The sequence below is a fragment of the Serratia proteamaculans genome (assembly GCF_004684015.1).
In the GTDB taxonomy this organism is placed as follows: Bacteria; Pseudomonadota; Gammaproteobacteria; order Enterobacterales; family Enterobacteriaceae; genus Serratia; species Serratia proteamaculans_F.
In genome coordinates, this window is record NZ_SRIA01000007.1 from 47017 (window position 1) to 68493 (window position 21477).

24 protein-coding genes are annotated in these 21477 nt (G+C 54.6%); 14 read left to right on the top strand and 10 right to left on the bottom strand.

The features are described from left to right. Window positions 1-148 precede the first annotated feature (148 nt). On the top strand, window positions 149-1057 hold the full coding sequence (feaR, locus tag E5C26_RS04900) for a transcriptional regulator FeaR (protein ID WP_135315308.1): 909 nt from the start codon (window positions 149-151) through the stop codon (window positions 1055-1057). Between the two features lie 35 nt (window positions 1058-1092). On the opposite strand, the gene E5C26_RS04905 is transcribed toward feaR, so the two are convergent. The 3 genes from E5C26_RS04905 to tehB all read right to left on the bottom strand — a co-directional run bounded on the left by E5C26_RS04905 (window position 1093) and on the right by tehB (window position 4405). Further along, entirely contained in the window at window positions 1093-2592 is a 1500-nt protein-coding gene (locus E5C26_RS04905) for an aldehyde dehydrogenase family protein (RefSeq protein WP_135315309.1), read from the bottom strand. 160 nt (window positions 2593-2752) lie between these two features. Next, window positions 2753-3391 (bottom strand): leucine efflux protein LeuE, encoded by a 639-nt coding sequence (gene leuE, locus E5C26_RS04910; RefSeq protein WP_135315310.1) that lies wholly within the window; start codon window positions 3389-3391, stop codon window positions 2753-2755. A gap of 153 nt (window positions 3392-3544) precedes the next feature. Next, entirely contained in the window at window positions 3545-4405 is an 861-nt protein-coding gene (gene tehB / locus E5C26_RS04915; protein ID WP_135315311.1) for an SAM-dependent methyltransferase TehB, read from the bottom strand. 206 nt (window positions 4406-4611) lie between these two features. Between tehB and E5C26_RS04920 the strand changes: the two genes are divergently transcribed. Beyond that, on the top strand, window positions 4612-5715 hold the full coding sequence (locus E5C26_RS04920) for a DUF1615 domain-containing protein (protein ID WP_135315312.1): 1104 nt from the start codon (window positions 4612-4614) through the stop codon (window positions 5713-5715). Here E5C26_RS04920 and E5C26_RS04925 read toward each other — a convergent pair. Both E5C26_RS04925 and E5C26_RS04930 read right to left on the bottom strand, forming a co-directional pair. Then, window positions 5712-6320: a glutathione S-transferase gene (locus tag E5C26_RS04925; RefSeq protein ID WP_135315481.1), complete on the bottom strand. Its 609-nt coding sequence runs from the start codon at window positions 6318-6320 to the stop codon at window positions 5712-5714. The two genes, E5C26_RS04920 and E5C26_RS04925, sit on opposite strands and share 4 nt — an antisense overlap. Before the next feature lie 15 nt (window positions 6321-6335). After that, window positions 6336-7190: an alpha/beta fold hydrolase gene (locus E5C26_RS04930; RefSeq protein WP_409513899.1), complete on the bottom strand. Its 855-nt coding sequence runs from the start codon at window positions 7188-7190 to the stop codon at window positions 6336-6338. 70 nt (window positions 7191-7260) lie between these two features. Between E5C26_RS04930 and E5C26_RS04935 the strand changes: the two genes are divergently transcribed. After that, window positions 7261-8169 (top strand): LysR family transcriptional regulator, encoded by a 909-nt coding sequence (locus E5C26_RS04935; RefSeq protein ID WP_135315313.1) that lies wholly within the window; start codon window positions 7261-7263, stop codon window positions 8167-8169. 24 nt (window positions 8170-8193) lie between these two features. Here E5C26_RS04935 and E5C26_RS04940 read toward each other — a convergent pair whose 3' ends face one another. Next, the gene (locus E5C26_RS04940; RefSeq protein ID WP_135315314.1) at window positions 8194-9870 is read right to left on the bottom strand and encodes an alpha-keto acid decarboxylase family protein; all 1677 of its coding nucleotides are present in this window, start codon (window positions 9868-9870) and stop codon (window positions 8194-8196) included. Window positions 9871-10672: 802 nt separating this feature from the next. Here E5C26_RS04940 and pagP point away from each other — a divergent pair. The 3 genes from pagP (at window position 10673) to E5C26_RS04955 (ending at window position 12320) form a co-directional block, all read left to right on the top strand. Next, window positions 10673-11266: a lipid IV(A) palmitoyltransferase PagP gene (pagP, locus tag E5C26_RS04945; protein WP_135315315.1), complete on the top strand. Its 594-nt coding sequence runs from the start codon at window positions 10673-10675 to the stop codon at window positions 11264-11266. Window positions 11267-11513: 247 nt separating this feature from the next. After that, window positions 11514-11999, top strand: a complete 486-nt coding sequence (locus E5C26_RS04950) for a DUF2501 domain-containing protein (RefSeq protein WP_135315316.1) — start codon at window positions 11514-11516, stop codon at window positions 11997-11999. Window positions 12000-12056: 57 nt separating this feature from the next. Further along, on the top strand, window positions 12057-12320 hold the full coding sequence (locus tag E5C26_RS04955) for a putative hemolysin (RefSeq protein WP_135315317.1): 264 nt from the start codon (window positions 12057-12059) through the stop codon (window positions 12318-12320). 9 nt (window positions 12321-12329) lie between these two features. Here E5C26_RS04955 and E5C26_RS04960 read toward each other — a convergent pair whose 3' ends face one another. Then, on the bottom strand, window positions 12330-12947 hold the full coding sequence (locus tag E5C26_RS04960) for a hypothetical protein (protein ID WP_135315318.1): 618 nt from the start codon (window positions 12945-12947) through the stop codon (window positions 12330-12332). A gap of 204 nt (window positions 12948-13151) precedes the next feature. Between E5C26_RS04960 and E5C26_RS04965 the strand changes: the two genes are divergently transcribed. Continuing rightward, window positions 13152-13934 (top strand): DeoR/GlpR family DNA-binding transcription regulator, encoded by a 783-nt coding sequence (locus E5C26_RS04965; protein ID WP_135315319.1) that lies wholly within the window; start codon window positions 13152-13154, stop codon window positions 13932-13934. 1 nt (window position 13935) lies between these two features. Next, the gene (locus E5C26_RS04970; protein WP_135315320.1) at window positions 13936-14319 is read left to right on the top strand and encodes a VOC family protein; all 384 of its coding nucleotides are present in this window, start codon (window positions 13936-13938) and stop codon (window positions 14317-14319) included. On the opposite strand, the gene E5C26_RS04975 is transcribed toward E5C26_RS04970, so the two are convergent. Continuing rightward, window positions 14320-15228 carry a LysR family transcriptional regulator gene (locus E5C26_RS04975; RefSeq protein WP_135315321.1) on the bottom strand — a complete coding sequence of 303 codons (909 nt, stop codon included), beginning with the start codon at window positions 15226-15228 and terminating at the stop codon, window positions 14320-14322. It abuts the gene before it with no gap. 126 nt (window positions 15229-15354) lie between these two features. Here E5C26_RS04975 and E5C26_RS04980 point away from each other — a divergent pair, with 126 nt between their 5' ends. From E5C26_RS04980 to E5C26_RS05005, 6 genes are all read left to right on the top strand, one after another. Further along, window positions 15355-16236, top strand: coding sequence for a pirin family protein (locus E5C26_RS04980; RefSeq protein WP_135315322.1), 882 nt, complete (start codon window positions 15355-15357; stop codon window positions 16234-16236). A 137-nt stretch (window positions 16237-16373) separates the two neighbouring features. After that, window positions 16374-17000 carry an isochorismate family cysteine hydrolase YcaC gene (ycaC, locus tag E5C26_RS04985; RefSeq protein ID WP_135315323.1) on the top strand — a complete coding sequence of 209 codons (627 nt, stop codon included), beginning with the start codon at window positions 16374-16376 and terminating at the stop codon, window positions 16998-17000. Window positions 17001-17450: 450 nt separating this feature from the next. Then, complete coding sequence (locus tag E5C26_RS04990) at window positions 17451-18620, top strand: type I restriction endonuclease (protein ID WP_135315483.1); 1170 nt, start codon at window positions 17451-17453, stop codon at window positions 18618-18620. A gap of 210 nt (window positions 18621-18830) precedes the next feature. Beyond that, a complete protein-coding gene (locus E5C26_RS04995; RefSeq protein WP_135315324.1) occupies window positions 18831-19166 on the top strand; it encodes a hypothetical protein in 336 nt (111 codons plus the stop codon). Between the two features lie 63 nt (window positions 19167-19229). After that, the gene (locus E5C26_RS05000; protein ID WP_135315325.1) at window positions 19230-19673 is read left to right on the top strand and encodes a thiol-disulfide oxidoreductase DCC family protein; all 444 of its coding nucleotides are present in this window, start codon (window positions 19230-19232) and stop codon (window positions 19671-19673) included. Between the two features lie 95 nt (window positions 19674-19768). Beyond that, a complete protein-coding gene (locus E5C26_RS05005; RefSeq protein WP_135315326.1) occupies window positions 19769-20026 on the top strand; it encodes an ABC transporter ATP-binding protein in 258 nt (85 codons plus the stop codon). Here E5C26_RS05005 and E5C26_RS05010 read toward each other — a convergent pair. Together E5C26_RS05010 and E5C26_RS05015 are read right to left on the bottom strand one after the other, a co-directional pair. Continuing rightward, the gene (locus E5C26_RS05010; protein WP_135315327.1) at window positions 20020-20571 is read right to left on the bottom strand and encodes a GNAT family N-acetyltransferase; all 552 of its coding nucleotides are present in this window, start codon (window positions 20569-20571) and stop codon (window positions 20020-20022) included. The genes E5C26_RS05005 and E5C26_RS05010 overlap by 7 nt on opposite strands. A 100-nt stretch (window positions 20572-20671) precedes the next feature. Beyond that, on the bottom strand, window positions 20672-21424 hold the full coding sequence (locus tag E5C26_RS05015; RefSeq protein ID WP_135315328.1) for a DUF2076 domain-containing protein: 753 nt from the start codon (window positions 21422-21424) through the stop codon (window positions 20672-20674). Window positions 21425-21477: the final 53 nt, after the last annotated feature.

The window sequence follows — 21477 nt, forward strand, 5'->3', positions numbered from 1 at the left end:
GACGGCAAGGTGTCGATTCAATGACACTGCCGATAGTGCGGATGCAATCTGTGATCCCAGCGCCAGATCCCGGTTCCGGCATTGCTTGTATGTTATCGGGTTGTTATGTTGATTTTCTGTTCATCGCTGATGTTGGAAGAGGTAAAGCATGGCAATTTCCGCACAGGTCAGGGAGGTTGGTTTCGAGGAGTGGTTGGCGAAAATCAATTCCGCCTGCGGCCGGTTTTGCGCCAGGACGCTGGGGCCAGGCTTTAGCGGTGCGATGCAGGAGTTCCGCGCCCATGCGCTGCGCCTGAGCGTGGTGGATGCCGCGCAGACCCGGCTGTATCGTACCCAACAGGAGATTGCCCGCAGCGACGGCTCGCACTTTTTTACGGTGTTTCAGCTACGTGGCAGCTCATTGATGGAACAGGGCGATCGGCAGACGGTGTTGTCCGCCGGTGACGTCACGCTAATTGATGCTTCGCGCACCAGCAGCTTTACCTTTCAACAAGACTCCCGCCAAATTTCATTGCTGATGCCGCGTAGTTACCTTGAGCAGTCCGCGTCCGATGTACAGTGCGCCCGGCGGCTCGATGCGCAAAGCAGCGTAGCGCGTCTGAGCCGACAACTGGTGCTGGGGTGTATGCAGGACTCGCAGATGAGCGCCCCGGAGAGCGAGGCGATATTGAACGCGGTTGCGACGCTGTTGCGTCCGGCGCTGGTCGATCGCGTGGTAGAGCAAGACAGCCCTCCGCACAGTTTCAGCCGTACGCTGGCGTTTATTGATACACACATTCAGTCGCCGCAGTTACGGCCAGAATGGATCGCCGGTGAGCTTGGCGTTTCGGTGCGCAGTCTGTATCGGATGTTTGCTCGTCAGGGGCTGGTGGTGGCGCAATATATCAAGCATCGCCGTCTGGATTTGTGCGCGCAGGCGTTACGCTGCGCGCCGGAACGGCAGAAACTGGCGACCATTGGCTATGACTGGGGTTTTGCCGATCACAGCCACTTTTCCACCGCCTTCAAAAGCCGTTTTGGCGTTTCGCCGAGCGAATACCGCAAGCAATATCAATAGCGCCATCTGCGGCGCTATTGATGATTAAGGCGCTCTTAGTAACGAATGCACACCGATTTGGATTCGGTATAGGCATCCAGCCAGTCCGGGCCGAAGTCGCGGCCGCTGCCCGATTGCTTAAAGCCGCCGAATGGCATGTTGGCGTCAATCAACGTATGAGTATTGACCCACACCGTACCGGCCTGAATGCGCGGTGTATAAGCCATTGCTGCCTGCAGGCTGGTGGTCCACAGGCTGGCGGTCAGGCCGTAGTCGGTGTCGTTGGCTTTGCTTAGCGCTTCTTCGGTGTCCGCCACCCGGATCAGGTTGACCACCGGGCCAAACACTTCTTCGCGTGCCAGATTCAGCTTGTCGTCCGGATTAATCACCAGCGTCGGCGGAATATAGAACCCTTGCGAGTCTGGCCCGGCCGCACCGCTGATCAGTTCCGCATGCTTGGATCTGGCGTCGTCCAGATAAGCTGCGACTTTATTACGGTGATCGCTGGAGACCAGCGGGTTGATCTGCGCGTTGGCATCCATGCCCGGCCCGACGGTCAGTGATTTCACCGCCTGTTCGAACCCGGCCACCAGACTGTCGTAGATCGGTGCTTCAATATAAATCCGTGAGCTGGCGGCGCACACCTGGCCCTGATTGAGGAAGCTGCCCGCCATCAGGCCTTCGATAACCTGTTGTTGATCGGCGTCTTTCAGCACGATGGCCGGGTTTTTACCGCCCAGTTCCAGCGTGACGCGTGTCAGGCGATCCGCCGCCGCACGCGCGATGCCTTTACCCACCGGTGTGGAGCCGGTAAAGCTCACTTTGGCGATCAACGGGTGTTCGGTCAGTGCCTTGCCACAGCCGGTGCCTTTGCCGGTCACCACGTTAAATACGCCCGGCGGGATACCGGCTTCGCTAGCCAGTTCGGCCATGCGCAGCAGGGTGAGCGGGGTGGTTTCAGAGGGTTTGATGACGATGGAGCAACCCGCTGCCAACGCCGGCATCACTTTCCACATGCCGATCATCAGCGGGAAGTTCCACGGCACGATACCGGCCACCACGCCAATCGGTTCTTTGCGGGTATAAACCTGATATTTGGCTCCCGGCGGCATCGGGATCGACACGTCCAGCGTCTGGCCGGTGATTTTGGTGGTCAGCCCGGCGGTATAGCGCATCCAGTTCAGCGTGCAGCCGACCTCGAACATGCGGGCGATATTGATCGACTTGCCCTGTTCCAGCGTTTCCAACTGGGCCAGCTCTTCGGTGTGTTGTTCAAGCAGGTCGGCATAGCGCAGTAGAATGCGCTCGCGCTCGGCGGGTAAACGTTGGGCCCAGACTCCGGAGGTGAAAGCCTGATGGGCCGATTGCACGGCGCGCGCGACATCTTGTGTGTTGGCGTCGGCGGTGGAGGAAATTTGTTTTCCGTCAGCGGGGTTATATACCGCCAACCGGCCTTCGGCACTGGACTCGCACCATTGGCCGTCAATATACAGCCCATGATGACGATCGAGAAAACGCGAAACGCTGTCCATCACTGCTAGGGTATTGTCAGGCATACGCCCTCCTGTCAGACAAAAAAGGTCGCTATCGTTAACCTTAAAAGTCTATAGCAGGCGGGGAGGATCGGCTTTTGTCTGCCTGACAATCGGTTTGTCCTGCGTGACAGTATCGGGTGGGAAACCAACGACTGAGGGCGTCAGCCGTTGGTGAATAGAGTCAGGAGCTGAGGGTCGCCAAACGGGTGGCAAAGCCGAGGAACAGCAGGCCAATCAGACCATTGCCCAGTTTTGCCAGGCCTTTCTTGTGGTTAAAGAAGTGCGCCAGCATCGCGCCGGAGAAAATCAGCGTGGTCATATAGAGAAAGCTGACCGATTCGAGGATCAACGCCAGAATGGTGAACGACAGGCCGGTGTGGGCATAGTCGAAGTCAATAAACTGCACGAAGAACGACACATAAAACAGGATCGCTTTCGGATTGGTTAGGCTGAGCGTCAGCGATTTGCGCAGAATGCTGTGGCTGCCTTCAATCTGTTGATGCTGCTCCGCGTTTTTCTGGATGAAGGTGGCATAGAGAATTTTGGCACCCAGAAACAGCAGGTAAATTGCGCCGAGAAAACGCACCAGGGTAAACAGGAAGGGCGTGGTGCGGATCAGCGAAGCCACGCCGATATAGGCGCAGAAAATCAGGATTGCATCACCGATAAACACGCCCAGCGCGGCGGTATAGCCGGCCCGCACACCGCGTGTCACGCCGGTTTTCAGCACGTACAACGTATTCGGGCCCGGCAGGATGATGATAAAAACCACCCCGGCCAGATAGGTCCAAAGATTCAGGACGCCAAAACTTTCTAACACAATAACCTCTCCATGCGCGGAACTGACAGCCAATAACACTGGCTACACCCGTAGCCGGGCGCGATCCTAACGCCGCAGGGGCGGGTTGGCAACGTAATAAACTTCATGTTGTTTGCCGTATTTACCGTCAGTGACGCGCAGGCGCAAAGGGAACTATGGCTTACGTGCCAGCAGGGTGGCAAAACGCAGCGAAATACGATTACCGGCGGCATCGGTTTTGTGCAGTTGGCCAACGTCCTCGTTGTACTTAAGCACTTCCCACCCGGCGTAATACTCTTTCAACTCACCCGGTTTAAAGGTGAATGGGAAGGGCAGGCTGCAAGGATAATCCGGGGTATCCATCGCCGCGACGATCAGGTTGTAACCGCCGTTGACCGTGCTGTCCTGCATGTTTTTCACCAGCCGCGGGATCTGCGCCGGGTTGAGGAACATCAACACCACGGTAGAAAGGATAAAGTTGTATTCGCCGCTGAAACTATGGGTATTGAGATCTTGCACGCTGGCACGGATATGCGATAAGCCTTCGCTGGCGATAATGTTATTGAGGTTATCGATAGACGGAGCATGCTTGTCCCAGGCGGTGACGTCAAAGCCTTTCAGGTTGAGATAAAGCGAGTTGCGCCCGCCGCCACAGCCCAAATCCAGCGTTTTGCCGGGGGCTATCTGCTGTACGGCCTCGATGACTTCTGAGTGGGTGCGTGTCAGTTGGTGCTTCTTGTGATAGTAATCTTCCGGCGAGCAATAGAAAGCCAGTTGGCAGGTCATATCATCGGAGAATGAAACGATGCGATGCCATTGCTGCGGCTCGATAAACGGCGGTTGACTCTCGGGGCTGAACTGCCAGGTTTCGGTAGTTTCGCCTTCCTCGGTCATCAACGCGAAGGTCAATGTTCCGCTCAGCAGCCTGAGTTTGGCCCAGGTACCGCTTTGGGTGTTGTGCTTTTGCTGGAAGCTCTCTGGCAGCGTAGTGCTGTTCCACTCCGGCAGGGTTTTATAACAAAGCAGTTCGTTCATCTATCACTCCTTGGGTTCTGCGTTGCCGCATCACGATTTTATATGTTGCATATAAAATACATGTTTATGGCTGTTTTGAACATGTCTGAGATCATCAAAGTGGATTTTCCTAGTGGCCGTACGAGAGGATCGGCATATTTAAGCTGGATCACGGCCCCAGCCTGGGCTAACGTCAGTGCAGTTTATGCTAAAAGATCAGGGAAAAGATGCTAATTCGCCGTTTTATCAAGCCATTGAGCCTGGGCGCACTGCTGGTGCTGGCCGGTTGTAGCACCAAAACCACGACCACGACGCCAGTGCAACGCCCGGCAGACGTCAAAGCCCAGTTGGTGCGGTTAATGCCGGCCAACACCGCAGACCGTCAGGGTTGGGCCACCGATATCACCGCCGCTTTTGCTGCGCAGGGCATTGAACCCAGCGACCAGAACCTGTGTTCGGTGCTGGCCGTCACCGAGCAGGAGTCGACCTTCCAGGCTAACCCGCCGGTGCCGGGGCTGCCAAAAATCGCCTGGAAAGAGATCGACCGCCGCGCCGACCAGCTGCATATTCCCAACTTCCTGGTGCATACCGCCCTGATGATCAAATCACCGAACGGCAAGAGCTACAGCGATCGGCTCGATAAGGTGCGCACCGAAAAAGACCTGAGCGATATCTTTGATGACATGATTAATTCGGTGCCGATGGGGCAAAAGCTGTTTGGCAGCCTGAATCCGGTGCATACCGCCGGGCCGATGCAGGTGAGCATTGCCTTCGCCGAAGCCCATGCCAAAGGCTACCCGTACCCGATTGACGGCACCATCCGCCGTGAAGTGTTCAGCCGCCGTGGCGGCATGTATTTCGGTATCGCTCACCTGTTGGGCTATCCGGCCAACTACAGCCAACCGATTTACCGCTTTGCCGACTTCAATGCCGGTTGGTATGCCAGCCGCAACGCGGCCTTCCAGAGTGCAGTCAGCCGGACGACCGGTATTCCGTTGGCGCTGGACGGGGATTTGATTAACTTCGGTACCGACAAGCCGGGCACCACCGAGCTGGCGGTACGCACCCTCGGCAAGCGTTTGAACATGAGCGACTCGTCGATTCGTCGGGCGCTGGAGAAGGGGGATTTGCCGGAGTTTGCCGACACCGACCTGTATGAGCGAGTCTATGCCCTGGCGGAGAAATCCACCGGCAAGAAACTGCCACGGGAAATGCTGCCGGGCATTCAACTGGAAAGCCCGAAAATCACCCGTAAGTTGACCACCGCCTGGTTTGCCAAACGGGTGGATGAGCGGCGCCAACGTTGCATGACGCGCGCCTCGGCGGGTTAGACTTGTGGGGTGCTGAGAAACGCAGGATGCCGTTCGGCCTGAGCGGCAAATGTCGCCAGTAAAGGGTGGTTATCGGCGCTAATCAGCCCTGGCAGCATTAGCTGAGTGAAGCTCCAGGCAACCGCCACGCTGACTTCGGCGCTACCCATGACCGGTGCGGCAGCGCCAGTCTGCGCCAGCTGTTTTTCCAGTTCGACGTAGGCTGCCAGCAACTGGCTCTGAACGCGATCCAACCAGGGCTGGTGCTGTTTCTCTTGCGGCCGTAACCGTTGTTCATAAACGATTTGCACCGTTTTTTCGCAGGCGGCCAGCGCCAGGCCATTCAGTTGCAGGGCACAGAGTCGCGCAGCGCCCAGAGTCGGCAGCAGACTCTTGCCGGTGGGGGCGATGCCGGCGGCGTATTCCAGGATCAGCGAAGAATCCATCAGAATTTGTTCGTCGGCGAGCACCAGCGTCGGGGCTTTTACTACCGGATTAATGGCTTTGAATTGTTCAAAATCGCGGAAAACCGAAAGAGCGCGGTGCTCAAACTCTATCTCCAATAACTTCAGACAAATTGCCACCCGACGCACATAGGGTGAATCCAGCATGCCAATCAGTTGCATCATGTTCTCCTGGGCTTATTTGCCCGGTTTAAGTGAATGAATAAACGTCACCAGCTGTTGGGCTACCCTTTCCGGCGCGTCTTCCATTAAAAAATGCCCTGCCTGTGAGATCACCTGCAGCCTGGCGCCGGGAATATCGCTCTGCAAACGGTAGGCGTAACTGACCGGCTGCCATTCATCGTTCTCACCCCACAGAATTTGCACCGGCAGGCGTAGCTCTGGCAGGCGCTGAGCAAAGTCTTCAGTATAGCGGGCATCGTAATGGGCGATTTGGTGTTGATAAAATGCCGGTTGACCGACCACGCCGACGATGGGGGCCAGATAGTGCTGTAATAGCTCCCCGGACATCCGCGACTTATTGAACACCGCCATTTTCAGTTGGCGAGCCAGGGTCTGCTCGTGTTGTGACGCATCCATGATGGCGTACTGCCGATAGTTATCACGGATACCGCGCCAGCTTGGAGAAGGCCAGGAATCGTAACTGCAAATGTCGGCGATGGTCAGCGAGCGAAAGCGTCGGGAATGCTCGAACGCTGCGCGCAGTGACAAGGCGCCACCTATATCGTGACCAAACACGTGGGTGGAATCCAGTTGCCAGTGGTCCAGCAGGCCGATCAGAAAATCTGCCTGTGCAGCAATCGAAGTGTCGGCCGACAGCGGGCGTTCCGATGCGCCGTAGCCCAGTAAATCATAGAGATGGACTCTGAAGCCTGCCGCCGTCAGGCTGGGCAGCAAATCCCGCCAGATGATCGCGTGGGCAGGGGTACCGTGTACCAATACCAGAGGTTCGCCAGTGCCATGTGTGCCGGTGGCAATACGATGGCCATCGACGATAACCTGCTGATTAAGCAATGAGGTTAAGCCATTCATGATGATTACCCGTTTGTGGTGTGGTACACAAACCATACTCATCGGCTTTCTATGACGCCAATGACAAGTTATGGTGAGTAAATCCCATTTTTGTCATGAGATGTCTATGAACCAGCGCTTATCCATTGATGCATTGCGGGCGCTTCAGAATGTTATTGATACCGGCAGTATGACGCGCGCGGCACAGCAGCTTAATCTCAGCCAGTCGGCGGTGAGCTGGAAAATCAAACGGCTGGAAGAGCAGTTGGGGCGTACGCTGGTGAATCGTCATGGCATGACGTTGACGGCCACAGCGGATGGCGAGGCGCTGTTGTCATATGGAAGGCAAATTTTGCTGGCTCACGATCGGGCACTGGCGCATTTCTCCCCCTCATTATTGCAGGGCAAGGTGCGTTTTGGTGCCACGGAGCAGATGTCTTTACCCCAGTTGTCTGCCTTGCTGGCGGCCTTTAGCCACCAACACCCGCAGGTGGATGTTCAGTTGGTGATTGAGCAAAGCCAGGTGTTGCGTGATGCGCTGGAGCAAGGAACGCTGGATCTGGTGCTGCATCAGCAGTTTTGCGATGCGTTGAGCGCAGAGGATGTGGTGCTGGCAACGGAACCTATTCACTGGTGTGTACCACCCGGTTGGCGCTATCAGCCCGGAGACAGGGTGAAACTGGTCAGCTACGGGCCGGACTGTTTTTATCGCCGCCTGGCACAAGAGCGCCTGAGCGCTGCGGGTATTGCTCATCAGGTATCGGTGGAGTGTCCATCGGTGGCGGGGATGTTGGCCGCGATCTCCGCCGGTATGGGCATTGGTCTGCTCAATCTGCAGTCTATTGACCGGCGAGTGCAGGTAGAGACTTCCCTTGAGAGCAGGCTGCCTTTGCCGCTGGTGGCACATGCCATGCGTTTGGGGGCCAGGCGGCACCACCCGCTGCTGCAGACTTTGCAGCAGCAGATAGTGCAGGCTTTGGGGAAAACCGCCGTTCCCTGAGCAACGACGGGAGACGCCGGGAGGTTAAGCGCGACGCGGGTTGGTCAGGCCGAAGTTAAAGTTATTGCAGCGGTTGCAAAATTCCTTCATCACCGGCGGTGTGTCCATCATCGGCAGCTTTATTTCGATAAAGGTCAATTGATCCTGTCGTGAGGCGTGCTCCAGCGCCAACTCCAGCTGTTGAGTGGTTTCTACCGCTACGCAATACGGTGTCGCCTGGGTGTTGAGCACCGCCGGCAGCTTGGCGTAGTCCCATGGCCCAATATCGTTGTACGACGAATTTTCGCCGAGAATATAACGCTCGATGGTGTAACCGTCATTATTAATCAGGAAGATAATCGGCTTCTGATCGTAGCGCAGCAGGGTGGAAACTTCCTGCGCGGTAAGCTGGAACGAGCCATCGCCAATAAACAGCAGGTGCCGACGTTCCGGTGCGGCCATCATGGTACCCAGCAGCGCCGGCAGGGTATAACCGATCGAACCCCAAATGGGTTGATTGACCACCTGGATACCGTCCGGCATCCGCATGCCGCCAATCGCCGCGCCAGAAGTGCCGTTCTCTACCACCAGCACGTCATCGGCCCGAATAAAGCGTTGCAGGCGCTGCCATAAATAAGCTTGATCGATTGGGGTATCGCTCGGCGTCGCCAGCCGATGGCGCGCTTCAGGTAGCGGGGCCGGCTGATGATCTGCCACGCCTTCACCCAATGCCAGCAGCGCCTGGAGCAGGTCTGCCGTCGCCACTGCCGGGTAGGAGGTATTACCCAGATTCAGCGAGAACGGCTGAATATCGATTTGCGCGTCGGACGGGATGCGATGCGAGAAATAACCGGTGGTGGAGTCCACCAGTCGTACACCAAAGCTTAGTACGCAATCGGCGTGCGCCATGTGTTCAAAGAGTTCGGGGCGTGAAAGATTACCGCTGTAACCGCCCATCCAGCCCGGCGTGGTTTCAGGAATAATGCATTTGGCCGTCGGCATGTTGGTGAGCGGGATGGCGAATTTATGCGCCACGTCGATCACTAATTGCTGTAGCTGAAAACGATCCACCATTTGGTCGACCAGAATTATCGGTTTCTTTGCTTGTTTGATTTGCGCCAGCAACGCCATCGCCGCCAGTTGAACATTATATTTGTCGCTGGCCGGTAATTGCGGCGCTGTTACCGGTTGGGTTATTTCGATTTCTACATCACAAATATCGGAAGGCAATTGCAAATAAACCGGTTTCTTTTCCGTCCAGGCACGGGAAATAACACGGGGGATTTCCACCGCCGCATTTTCCGGCGTAATTAATGCCTGGGCGACGGTAAATTGTTTAAAGCAGTTCATCACGTTATCAAAGTTGCCGTCCGCCAGCGTGTGGTGCAGCAGCAGGTGGTTTTTCATGGCATGCAGCGGCGGGGTACCGGACAGACAGACCACCGGGGCCGATTCGGCGTAGGCCCCGGCAATGCCGGACAGCGCTGCCAGGTCGCCGACGCCGTAGGTGGTGATCAGTGCTCCGGCACCTTTTAGCCGCGCATAGCCGTCTGCTGCGTAGGAGGCATTGAGTTCATTACAGTTACCGATGAACTCCAGTTTGTCATCCTGTTCAATCAGTTCCAGCAGCGCCAGATTATAGTCGCCGGGGACGCCATAAATACGATCGATGTTGAGGGTGCGGAGCTGTTGCAGGATAAAAGCCCCAATAGTGATTTTCATGTATTTCTCCGGATTTCTTATCTTTCTTTTATCAGGCAGAGAACGGCAAAATTCATTGCCGGCGATGTTGTGTAGCGAACCATGAAATAAAACTTGGCCCCTGTAGGCTGGGCTTCGTTGGTTAGCTTTAACAATTATTTAAACTATCGGCTTGTTCAAGTTGTGGCGGCTGTATCGGGGGCCGGAGGCTTGTATTCGGGGGTTTACGTTGTGACTAATCGGCATTGATTGTATGGATATTGGCAGTGGTATTTTTCATTGAATGTAACGGATATGTAAAATCTGGCTTGTGTAGCCAGATCATAGGGTACCGGGTGCGCATCCGGTACTTTTGCCTGCTGATTAAATTACTCCCTGCCATCCGTTTGTTATTGGTGGCTTGGGCCACTATTGCAGCGATGTAACTGCATATTTACAGCATCTCTGTGTGGCAGGGGCCTCAGTTTGTCAGGATTGCTGATAAAACGGCTTGTCAGTAGTGATTAAAAACGTGACCGCCGTTACATTTGCTTGCCGGAAGGGGGTAAACATTTCGCTACATCCAGAACAGAAAAGAAGTTTTACCGTATGCCACATTACCGTTAGCCCTTGCTGCCGTGGCAGCGTGATTGCGGAGTATTCTGACAGACGCTGCCCTGGGGGAAGGGTAGCCTGAGCGCCCAAAATCGGCTTTCTCCCCTGATGGCGGCTAAACTTAACCAAGTGACAACAGGGGGCAGAAACAGGCTGGATAAATAAGATACAGCTTGATCTTGATGGGGCGATCGGTAAGAATCCTCGGCCTTATTTTTTACAGGAGTTTATGATGTTTTTTAAACGGACCATTTTGGCTTGCACAGTAGCGTTGCTATTTCCTGCACTACCTTCTTACGCTGAGGTTGGTGCAGAAAATAGCAACGCCACGCAGGCTGAAAAGCCGGGTCTGTGGCAGCGTTTCACCAGTAACGTGGCGGAAACCTGGAACAACTCTCCGAATAAAGACCTCTATGTGCCGGCAATTACCTGGCATAACCGTCTGACTTACAGCCAGGAAAAAATCGATTCATACAATGAGCGGCCGTGGGGCGCCGGTTATGGTATCTCGCGTTATGACAGCGACGGCGACTGGCATGGCCTCTATCTGATGGCATTCAAGGATTCGTTCAATAAGTGGGAACCGATCGGCGGTTACGCTTATGAGAAGATCTGGCGACCGCTGGAGGACAAGGATTTCCGTCTCGGCCTGGGCTTTACCGCCAGTATCACCGCGCGCGATAACTGGAATTACATTCCTATTCCGGCGCCGTTGCCGTTGGCTTCCATCGGCTATAAAAAGCTGACCTTCCAGGCTACCTATATTCCCGGTACCTACAATAACGGCAACGTGTTCTTTGGCTGGTTCCGCTGGCAGTTCTAATCACCGGTGGGTCGTTCGACCTGCCCCTGATTCCCCCCTGTTGCTGATTATTCAGCCAAGAAATTACCTGAATTCCGAAAAAATCGCGGCATGGTCAGTTAAAAGGAACTTGTCGTGGGTGGTGGCGTCCGAAGATGTGACCCAGCGCATTGCGCTTATTGCACCGGATAGACCCGCTTGATTTCCCCTGCCACACAGAGCTATGGGAAACAGGCCGGGATGGCGAGATAAACAGGAGTTTTACCCCATGAACACCAAGCAACGTTTACTGTTGGCACTGACATTGACCACCGCTATGACCTGCGGCGCGGCTCAGGCTGCCGGACTGATGGATTCTCTCAGCAGCGCAGCCGGTGAACTGAGTAAGTCAGGCGACAGCACTGGCGGCACCTCGCTGTCCTCATTGACCGGTTTGTTGAACGGCGGTGATAAAGCGCTGAGCTCCAACAGCATGACCAATGCGGCCGGTATCCTGCAGTACTGCGTGAAAAACAACGTATTGTCAGGCAATAGCGCGGAGGCGGTGCAAGACAAACTGCTGAACAAGTTGGGCATCAGCAGCACTGAGAACGCCAAGAGCCAGGATTACCAGCAAGGGCTGGGCGGTTTGCTGCAAACCGGCGAAGGCAAGAGCCTGGATCTGAACAGCCTGGGGACTTCGCAAATCACCGAACAGGTGAAACAAAAGGCCTGCGATCTGGTACTGAAACAGGGCGCTTCCTTTATTTCCTGATAATGTTAACGGCGGGCGCTTTGGTGGCCCGCCGTTTTAATTTTGTATAAGAGAAAAATGAAAAAAATTCTGATGATCTCCCTGCTCGCAGGGATGGCGATGCTACAGGGCTGCACCATGAACTCCAACGATGCACCACCCCCACCCAAGATGAAACCGATCGGCATGGCTAATCCGGCAGACGTTTATTGCACCGAGATTGGCGGCAAATTGAATGCCAAACAAAACGCCAACGGCCAGTATTCCACCTGCACCCTGCCTGATGGCCAGGAAATTGAAAGCTGGGAACTGTTCCGCCGTGACCACCCGGTGAAGAAATAAGCGCTCTGGTTAGAACTCACGATCGCTGATCGGCTGTAGCCGCACGCTGCCGTCCGTTTGCGGGGTTAGCGGCAGCCGCCAATTCTGCTGACTGCTCAGGGTGAAAGGCCGGGAGCGGAAGTTACAGCCGCTTTTGATATTTCTGATCTTCAGGACATATTCACCAGCCGGATTGGTTTTGAGATTGAAGCTGCCTGCCGCGGGAATAAACACTTCTGCCAGCTGTTGTGGTTGGCCGGGCGTTTCCAGTTTGACCAATACCGGAAAATCGTTGTTTTGATTGTCCAGCGTCAGTTGCTGCAGGTGCCCGTTGGCCTGGTGTTCCGCCTGATGCAAGAAACCGGCCGAGGTTGGCCAAGGCTGTCCGGCATTGTCATGCAGCGGGCCTCCGCACTGTTCGCGTGCCTCGCGCAGCGGCAGTTCACGCTGGATAGCCCGGTTGTAATCAGTGGGGATGACCGAGACAAACTCGTCGTCGTTTTGATGTGCGCGCAGATAGCGCTTGGCGCTGAACACCCCGACGGCGATCAGCATAAAGAAGATAAAAATCGTCAGGCGACTCCTGAAAATCCCCCCAAACAGCCTGACCGGTAACTGAAACAGCCACTTCACTATTCTTGACAGCATCTTTTTCCCTTAGCGCCCAAGCTGTTACGTTCTACGGTAACGTTGCTTGCCTCAGTATAGCCAAATCGTTCGGGAGCGGGGACCCGGTCATGAAATTCCTGCATTTTACCCGATCCCATTTCTGCATAACGGCAACGAAAGAGTTTGTACATTTATGAACGTTTATGTACATTCTTGATCACTTATTTGCCGCAGAGAGACAGAATGTCCAAACTGCTCCCCAACCAACGCCATGAAGCGATCCTGACCTTGCTACAGCAACAGGGGCAGGTGCTGGCAGTCGAAATGGCCGAGCGCCTGAACACCACCGAAGCCACCATTCGGCGCGATCTGCGCCAGTTGGCAGCTCAGAACCTGTGTAAGCGCATTTATGGCGGCGCACTGGCACCGACACCGGCAACCGGGCCGATCGGTGCGCGGCTGCTTTTGAGCGGTGATGAGAAACAGGCGCTGGCGTTGGCCGCACTGGCGTTGATCAAGCAGGATCAGGTGATTTTCCTCGATGCCGGTAGCACCCACCTTTATCTGGCCGATCTGTTGCCATCCGACCAACGGCTGACAGTGGTGACCAATTCGCTGAGTATCGCCGCTAAAATGCTGGGACGGCCGGGGATCCGCACTATTTTAATCGGCGGTGAGCTGGATGCCGACATCGGTGGTTGCGTGGACGCTAAAGCGGTGCAGGAAATTGACGGTTTTCATTTCGACATCGCCTTTACCGGCATCTGCGCCTATGAGCCGGGCAGCGGTTTTTCGGCGCTGAATTATCAGGATGCGCAGTTCAAAAAACGCCTGCTGACGCGTTGCGGAAATGTGGCGGTGCTCTGTACCGGCGACAAACTCAATACCTATGCCCCTTACAGCTTCCTTCATGCCAGCCGCGTTGATTATTTGGTTACGCCTCCCGGCAGACACCCACAGCTCGAACAGCAGGTGACCCACAGCGGCGGCAAGGTGTTGTACAGCGATTCCCCTATTGGAGACTGAGATGAAAATAGCCCATGTTGCCCTGTGGACCCGTGATATTGATGCCCAGGTGGCGTTCTGGCAGCGTTACTTCAACGGCGTGGCAGGAGAATTGTACGTCAGCAACAACCGTCCGGGTTTTGTTTCCCGGTTTGTCAGCCTGGCCAGCGGCCCAACGCTGGAGATCATGAGTTTGCCGGCGTTGCTGCCGGCGGAGCAGGCCAGTGAACGAGTCGGCTGGGCGCATATTGCGCTGTCGCTCGGCGACGAGGGCCTGGTCGATCAACTGGCGCAGCGAGCGCAGCAGGAGGGGATCCTGCAAGCGCCGCCACGCTGGACCGGTGACGGTTTTTACGAGGCGATCATCCGCGATCCCGATGGCAATGCCATCGAAATCACCGGTTGATCACTCTTCTTCGATAGTCGCGAACTGTTGCGCCAGATAGTCGAGCAGCAGGCGTACCGCCGGCAGCAGCCCACGGCGTGACGGGTAAACCGCATGCACCACGCCGCCCTGTGGCTGCCAGCCGGGTAACAGTTGCACCAGTTCCCCACGCAACATGTCGTCGCGCATCATCATCGACGGCAGTTGTACAATACCGGCACCGGCAATTGCCGCGGTACGCAACATCAGCATATCGTCGGTGACCAGCCGTGGCCTGTGTTCCCATTCCACTTTCACGCCGTCCGGCCCGGTCAACTGCCACAGATGCTGTGCGCGTGCAGGCCCAAGATCGAGCGTGGGGTACTTATGCAAATCCTCCGGTCGTTGCACCGGACCGAGGGTGCGTACCAATGCCGGGCTGGCGGCGACACACCAGGTGCGCTGCGCCAGGATCTTCAGTACCAGATCGCTGTCTTCCAGCGGCGGTGGCCGCACGCGGATCGCCAGATCCAGCCCTTCTCCCACCACATCAACCCGACGGTTGGTGGCGTCCAGGTGCACCGTGACCTGCGGGTAATCGGCCATAAAGGCCGCCACCATACTGCCGACCCGGGTATGCAGGATCGCCACCGGGCAGGACATGCGCACCGTGCCGCAGGGTTCGGCGCGGGTTTGTTCGATCGCCTGCTGTGCCGCATCCGCTTCCACCAACATCGCCTTGCAGTGTGCGTAGTAATTGAGCCCCACGTCAGTGACGGAAAAACGCCGCGTCGAGCGTTGGATCAGACGCACGCCCAGACGTTCTTCCAACAGTGCCACGCGGCGGCTCAGTTTGGACTTGGGAATACCCAGCGCCCGACTGGCGGGGGCGAACCCCTGATGGTCGACCACGCTGGCGAAATAAAACAGATCGTTCAAATCAGTGAACATCGCCTGTCCTTATCGTTCCATATATAGAACGCTGAGTGTACATCTTGCCTACTACTGCAGCAAATGGCGTTGGATTAAACTTCTGGCATCAACCTAAGGTCGTGAGACCTGAAACAGGAGTTCAAGATGAAAAAGATCCTCGGTATTTACAACAGCCCTGAAGCCCATTGGGTCGGCAACGGCTTCCTGGTGAATTCGCTGTTCTCCTATAACGATCTGGGGGCGGAAATGAGCCCGTTCCTGCTGTTGGATCATGCGGCGCCAACCAAGTTTCGTTCTGCCTCCGGCACCCGTGGCATTGGCCAGCACCCGCATCGCGGGTTTGAAACGGTGACCATCGTCTATCAGGGGGAAGTCGAGCATCGCGATTCCACCGGCAGCGGCGGAGTGATTGGCCCCGGCGACGTGCAGTGGATGACAGCCGCCTCGGGTATTTTGCATGAAGAGTTCCATTCACGGGATTTCTCGCGCAACGGCGGCACCATGGAAATGGTGCAGTTGTGGGTAAATCTGCCGGCCAAGGACAAAATGGCTGAGCCGGGTTACCAGACGCTGCTGAATGCGGATATCCCGGTGGTTCCACTGGCGGACGGCGCAGGGCAGGTTCGGGTGATTGCCGGTAGTTTCGGCGACGCAGCAGGCCCGGCACGCACCTTCAGCCCGCTCAATGTCTGGGACATGAAGTTGAACGCCGGTCACACCACCACGCTGACGGTGAAAGAAGGCCATACGCTGGCGCTGGTGATGCTGCACGGGGCCATTCATGTTAACGGCGAGGAAGTGGTGCGTGAAACCCAAATGGTCAGGTTCGACCGTGCGGGGGATTCAGTCACTATTGAAGCCAATAATGACGTCAGCTTGCTGGTACTGAGTGGCGAGCCCATCGACGAGCCAATCGTCGGTTATGGCCCGTTCGTAATGAACAGCGACGCGGAAATTCAGCAGGCTTTCCATGACTTCAACGGTGGCAAGTTTGGCAGCATGGTGGCAAAGCACGAAGCCGTCTAAGCTCAATCCACAGCTCAGAACCGATCCGGAAAAACAGCTCCGGATCCGGTTCTACACTTTAAGACAATCTCTGCGCTCTGGCCTGATCGGCCAAGGCAACCTTCAACGCAATAATCAAAACCCCACAGGAGTAAACCATGACTGCAAATTACAAGCGCCTCGACAAGGATCAGGCTGCCGTATTGCTGGTGGATCATCAGGCAGGGCTGCTTTCACTGGTACGAGATATCGATCCCGATCGTTTTAAAAACAACGTACTGGCATTGGGTGATTTAGCGAAATATTTCAATCTGCCGACCATCCTGACCACCAGTTTTGAAGATGGCCCCAACGGCCCGTTGGTACCGGAACTCAAAGCGCAATTCCCCGATGCCCCCTTTATCCCGCGTCCTGGTCAAATTAATGCCTGGGACAACGATGACTTCGTTAAAGCGGTGAAAGCCACCGGCCGCAAACAATTGATTATCGCTGGGGTGGTCACCGAAGTATGCGTGGCCTTCCCGGCGCTGTCTGCTCTCAGTGAGGGGTTTGAGGTGTTTGTGGTCACCGACGCCTCCGGCACCTTTAACGAATTGACCCGTCAATCGGCCTGGAGCCGTATGGAAGCCGAAGGCGCGCAGCTGATGACCTGGTTCGGCGTTGCCTGTGAACTGCACCGCGACTGGCGCAACGACGTCGAAGGGCTGGGTACCCTGTTTGCGAACCATATCCCCGACTACCGCAACCTGATGACCAGTTACAGCACGCTGACCAGCGGTAAGTAATGTCTCTGGAGCGCAGCTGCTGGCTGTGCTCCATTTGATTTTATCCAGACTGAGGGATATTAGCTGACTGAAAATATTGGTAGATAAATCCATCTGTTATACCCGCCTCCTTACCGCTTATCCCGTTCTGTTTCAGCAAGAAAATACCAGAAATGCAACCGTGAAATACTGCAATTCGATTGCGATTGAAATGATTAAGTTTCTATAAGTTTTTTTCTGGTTATGAATGCTGACCGATTATTTTTGAACTATGTATTAATATTGAATTGATGCCTTTGATCAAAGCTTGCTTGTTCTGCTATATATTTAATGTTTAAGGTTAATATTATTTTATTCAACAAATAAACTCAGCCAGTTACCGATACGGTAACGTTGGTGAAATTAGTAAATCTTTCTGTAGGTATGACTTTAAGAAATGACCCATTTCTAACACAGCAAGAGGGATGTTTGATGAATGCATTCAGAGATAAGCTTAAAGCGCATGTACATCATGTCGCTACGGTAGGCCAGCATTGCAACACGGAAGAAACAACAAAGCAGGCATTAATTTTACCTTTATTGGAAATTCTTGGTTTTCACCCTTATGACCCCACTAAAGTAAAAGCAGAGTATGGCGCTGATTTCCCAGGAGTTAAAGTGGGGGAGCGGGTTGATTATTCTCTTTTCTGTCATGCCGTACCTGTCATGTTTATTGAGGCGAAATCCTTCAGCCAAAACTTAACAAACCACAGCCCACAGCTATCACGTTACTTTAATGCCACCCCAGAAGTCACCGTATCAGCAATCACCAACGGCAAGGAATGGCGGTTCTTTACCGATCTGAAAGATAAAAATATCATGGATGATACGCCATTCCTTAAGATAGATTTTAATGATTTAAATGACTCTGATATTGAACAGCTTTATAGGTTTAGACACGATCAATTTCAGCCGGAGGCATTGAGAACCTTGGCTGAAGAAAGCATTTATCTGACATCATTTACCAAAACAATCAGTGCCAGTTTAAGAGATGTGGACGTGGATTTTGTCAGGTATGTGGCGAATCGTTCTAACGTTCAACGTCAACTTAACCAGCGTTTTCTTGAGACGATCACCCCTCTGGTGCGCCTGGCCGTAGAGAAAGCGGTAAGTGCAATGGTGGTTTCCGGGCTGTCTGTAACTTCTGAAAATAAAACGCCGTCTGAAGAGTTTGGTGACGCTAATAAAAGCAACGAAATCGATCCGCTAGCGCCGATTATTGACCCAGAAAACAGTAAGATAGTTACAACCTTTGCAGAGCGGGCTTTATTTGAAAATGTGGCAATGATCCTGGGTGAAAGTGCAGATTTAACAGCAAAAGATACGGAAAGTTATTTCAGTATTCTGGTTCAGGGGAAGACTACCCGATGGGTTTTACGCTATTTCGACAATAAGCAGAGGCCTACCGTATTACTCCCTTTGGAAATCAACGAAGAGAGACATGCCGAAATTATCCGAGCGGGTTTAGAACTTGCTGCTGGAGGGCATATTATTATTGACCGACCTGAGAATATCTTGCGGCTGACAGGCTTGATTATCGATTCCTATCATTATTGTATTGATGATGAAAACTTCAGACAGAAGAAAAAAACGCAGTCGTAAAAATCGTTAGGCTGAATGCTTTTCATGTTGCACAGCCGTGTGTTCTCAACAAAAACTTCTTCATGATTTTTACATAATCCTTATACTTTCATCACGTTAGTGATGGGATGTAAGCAAAGATCATCGGGGTGAAAAGGTCGTGAAAAGCGGCTTTCTCATGTGCCGGGGGCGGGGTAGGTTAAGCCCAATCCCGGCAAATGAGGTCATAACATGAAAAATACCGTTAAAGTACTGGCACTGCCATTTCTGGCTGCCGTGACGCTGTTCAGCGTCAGTGCGCTTTCCGCTCCGGCTCCGGCCGATAAAAATGCCCCGCCGCTGGCTGAGCAAGGCTTCCGCTTGCCGCCGTTCCCTGGTGGGCATATGCCCAAACCGGGTTTTTGTCACGGGGGCGAGCTATTCTGCGCGACTTCCGCCAGCGATAACCCTACTGAAACCATCAATAAGCTGACTGCGGTGATCCCGGCCAGTAGTGCCAAGCATTATGAGGTCCGCGTTTCGGTTGTGGCGTTGCCGGATCATCCACCGGCCCCCCTAGCGCCTTAAACGGGTCTATTGGCTCTGAGAGGGAATGCACGCTAGTCTGGTGGCATTCCCTCAGGAGGCAAAATGAATCAGCCAGCGCTCCCCCCTTATCTCCAGCCCGGTGACCGGGTGCTGTTATTCGATGGCGAATGTAACCTGTGTCACGGGCTGGTGAGATTTTTGATCCGCGCCGATCGTCACGGCAAGATCCTGCTGGCTACGGTGCAATCCGTGGAGGGGCAGGCGATCCTGCGCTGGCTGGCGTTACCCACCGACCGTTTTGACTCCATTGTTTATCTGGATCAGGATCGACATTGGCTGCGTTCGGCGGCGTTTTTTCAGGCACTGCAACAGCTGGGCTGGCCATTTCGTCTGCTGGCATTGGCTCGCTTTCTGCCGCAACGGTTGGTGGATGCGTTTTACAATGCGGTGGCGCGTAACCGCTATCGGCTGTTTGGCCGCAACGACGGCACTGCCTTGCCTGGGCCGGAGTTGCGGGAGCGCTATCTGCATCGCCGCGGTGAATAAACCCGCTGAGCTTTACGCTTCTTTACCCTTTAATCGATTGAAATATCAGCATTCCGGCCCCATATAATGGAACGTTCAGCCAATCGGGAGAGAGTATGGGAATCAGTGAAGAAGAGCACATCCGCCGTTTAAGTCGGGAAAAGAATACGATGGGGAATACGGCGAAATGGGTAGCGATTGTCTCTGCCATTTATTTTACCCTGATGGTGTTTTACGGCCATCCGATTGGCGTACTGACCATGTCCGGTCTGATTTTTATCGTATCCACTACCACCTGGCTGAAGAAACGCCAGAAGGTGAAGTCTTACCGTCGGGAACTGGCGAAAATCAACGATGATCCGTCGGTTCAGTAGTGCTGATACTCGCTGCGCAGCATGCTGTAAACCAGGCTTGGCCTATCGCCGGGCACATCATCCAGAGTATCCACCAAACGTAAACCCGCTTTTTCCAGCACGCGGCACGAGGCCAGGTTCTTTTCACGTACAACCGCAGAAATTTCTGCCAGCCGCAGCTGTTCGAAACCATATTCCAGCGAGGCTTGCGCCAGTTCGGTAGCCAATCCACGGCCCCAAACCTGGGTGTCAAAACGATAACCCAGATTCACCGTACGCTGTGCTCCCAGCGGCCGCCAGGAAATCCCGCCAAATCCAATAATCCACTCCGGCCGTTCATGCAGTGCAATCGCCCAGGAACCATAGCCGTGCTGCCGCCAGTTTTCGATCCTTTCTGTCAGCGCCTGCCGTGCCAACTGCTCATTGGCGACAGGTCCGGCGGGGTTAAAGCGTTGAGTCTCCGGATCGCCAAAAATAGCGTAAAAGCGGGCAACATCGTCGGCCACCGGCGGACGCATCAGCATGCGGGCGCTAGCAAAAGGGCGGGTAGAGGGAATTTTTGACATGGTTTCTCGTCACTTGCGGTCATTGGCAAGGATTAACTGTAGACCAGGATGTGGGGAACAAGAAACATTAAACCCCTCTCCGGGCGGAGAGGGGCTGGCATCAGATAAACGAATCGTCGTCGCTGTAATCGTCATCAGAGAAATCGGTGTTATCGTCGTTTTGATAATCCGCGTTCTGGAAGCCGTTATCCTGATTGAGGAAGCGACTATCGCCACCGTTGAAGGTGTCGAGGTTGTTGGAGGCGTCGAAATTGTTCATTGCGCTGTCATCCACCGGCGTTGCCGGGGTCTCATCGATAATGTTCACAATCTCTTGCGGTTGCGAATGGCGGAACATGCCGGTCAGCATATCGGCCAATACCACCCCGCCAGCCACGCCGGCAGCGGTCTGCAATGCCCCACCGAGGAACCCACCGGCACGTGAAGGTGCCGCCTGTGGTGGCTGGCTGTAAGCGGGTTGCTGCTGTTGCGGCGCATAGCCCGCTTGCGGCTGATTGTTCCATGCCGCGTTATTTTGCTGTTGTGCCTGATACTGCTCACGCGGGCTTGGCGTATTGCGGTTGCCGCCGCCGAACAGACCGGCCAGAAAACCACCGCTGCTTGGCTGGCTGGCGTTATTTTGCTGTTGTTGGACAAGTTGGCTTTCCAGATCTTTCACCCGCTGATCCAACTGCTTGAGTGCCGCTTCCTGAATGATCATCGCCTGCGCCATGTAATAGGGCGCAGAAGGCTGTTCACGGATGTGCTGATTGATTTGCTGCTCTGCCTGGAGATCCCTCTGGCCCGTCTTGGTCTCGGCTTCTTTCAAGCGGCCAAACAGACCATCGATAAGACGTTGTTCTTCGGATTGCATAGGATTACCTCAAGGAGATGAATAACGTTACTGGATGATGGATATCATCGGTA

Excerpts from the sequence above, each read along its gene's own strand:
- E5C26_RS05005 (WP_135315326.1), top strand. The coding sequence starts at position 19,769 with ATGGGAATCAGTGAAGAAGAGCACATCCGCCGTTTAAGTCGGGAAAAG.
- pagP (WP_135315315.1), top strand. The coding sequence starts at position 10,673 with ATGATGTTTTTTAAACGGACCATTTTGGCTTGCACAGTAGCGTTGCTA.
- E5C26_RS05000 (WP_135315325.1), top strand. The coding sequence starts at position 19,230 with ATGAATCAGCCAGCGCTCCCCCCTTATCTCCAGCCCGGTGACCGGGTG.
- tehB (WP_135315311.1), bottom strand. The coding sequence starts at position 4,405 with ATGAACGAACTGCTTTGTTATAAAACCCTGCCGGAGTGGAACAGCACT.
- E5C26_RS04980 (WP_135315322.1), top strand. The coding sequence starts at position 15,355 with ATGAAAAAGATCCTCGGTATTTACAACAGCCCTGAAGCCCATTGGGTC.
- E5C26_RS04940 (WP_135315314.1), bottom strand. The coding sequence starts at position 9,870 with ATGAAAATCACTATTGGGGCTTTTATCCTGCAACAGCTCCGCACCCTC.
- E5C26_RS04990 (WP_135315483.1), top strand. The coding sequence starts at position 17,451 with ATGAATGCATTCAGAGATAAGCTTAAAGCGCATGTACATCATGTCGCT.
- E5C26_RS05015 (WP_135315328.1), bottom strand. The coding sequence starts at position 21,424 with ATGCAATCCGAAGAACAACGTCTTATCGATGGTCTGTTTGGCCGCTTG.
- E5C26_RS04950 (WP_135315316.1), top strand. The coding sequence starts at position 11,514 with ATGAACACCAAGCAACGTTTACTGTTGGCACTGACATTGACCACCGCT.
- E5C26_RS04935 (WP_135315313.1), top strand. The coding sequence starts at position 7,261 with ATGGTGAGTAAATCCCATTTTTGTCATGAGATGTCTATGAACCAGCGC.
- E5C26_RS04930 (WP_409513899.1), bottom strand. The coding sequence starts at position 7,190 with ATGAATGGCTTAACCTCATTGCTTAATCAGCAGGTTATCGTCGATGGC.
- E5C26_RS04925 (WP_135315481.1), bottom strand. The coding sequence starts at position 6,320 with ATGCAACTGATTGGCATGCTGGATTCACCCTATGTGCGTCGGGTGGCA.
- E5C26_RS04965 (WP_135315319.1), top strand. The coding sequence starts at position 13,152 with ATGTCCAAACTGCTCCCCAACCAACGCCATGAAGCGATCCTGACCTTG.
- E5C26_RS04920 (WP_135315312.1), top strand. The coding sequence starts at position 4,612 with ATGCTAATTCGCCGTTTTATCAAGCCATTGAGCCTGGGCGCACTGCTG.
- E5C26_RS04905 (WP_135315309.1), bottom strand. The coding sequence starts at position 2,592 with ATGCCTGACAATACCCTAGCAGTGATGGACAGCGTTTCGCGTTTTCTC.
- E5C26_RS04995 (WP_135315324.1), top strand. The coding sequence starts at position 18,831 with ATGAAAAATACCGTTAAAGTACTGGCACTGCCATTTCTGGCTGCCGTG.
- E5C26_RS04975 (WP_135315321.1), bottom strand. The coding sequence starts at position 15,228 with ATGTTCACTGATTTGAACGATCTGTTTTATTTCGCCAGCGTGGTCGAC.
- E5C26_RS04955 (WP_135315317.1), top strand. The coding sequence starts at position 12,057 with ATGAAAAAAATTCTGATGATCTCCCTGCTCGCAGGGATGGCGATGCTA.
- feaR (WP_135315308.1), top strand. The coding sequence starts at position 149 with ATGGCAATTTCCGCACAGGTCAGGGAGGTTGGTTTCGAGGAGTGGTTG.
- E5C26_RS04970 (WP_135315320.1), top strand. The coding sequence starts at position 13,936 with ATGAAAATAGCCCATGTTGCCCTGTGGACCCGTGATATTGATGCCCAG.
- E5C26_RS05010 (WP_135315327.1), bottom strand. The coding sequence starts at position 20,571 with ATGTCAAAAATTCCCTCTACCCGCCCTTTTGCTAGCGCCCGCATGCTG.
- E5C26_RS04960 (WP_135315318.1), bottom strand. The coding sequence starts at position 12,947 with ATGCTGTCAAGAATAGTGAAGTGGCTGTTTCAGTTACCGGTCAGGCTG.
- ycaC (WP_135315323.1), top strand. The coding sequence starts at position 16,374 with ATGACTGCAAATTACAAGCGCCTCGACAAGGATCAGGCTGCCGTATTG.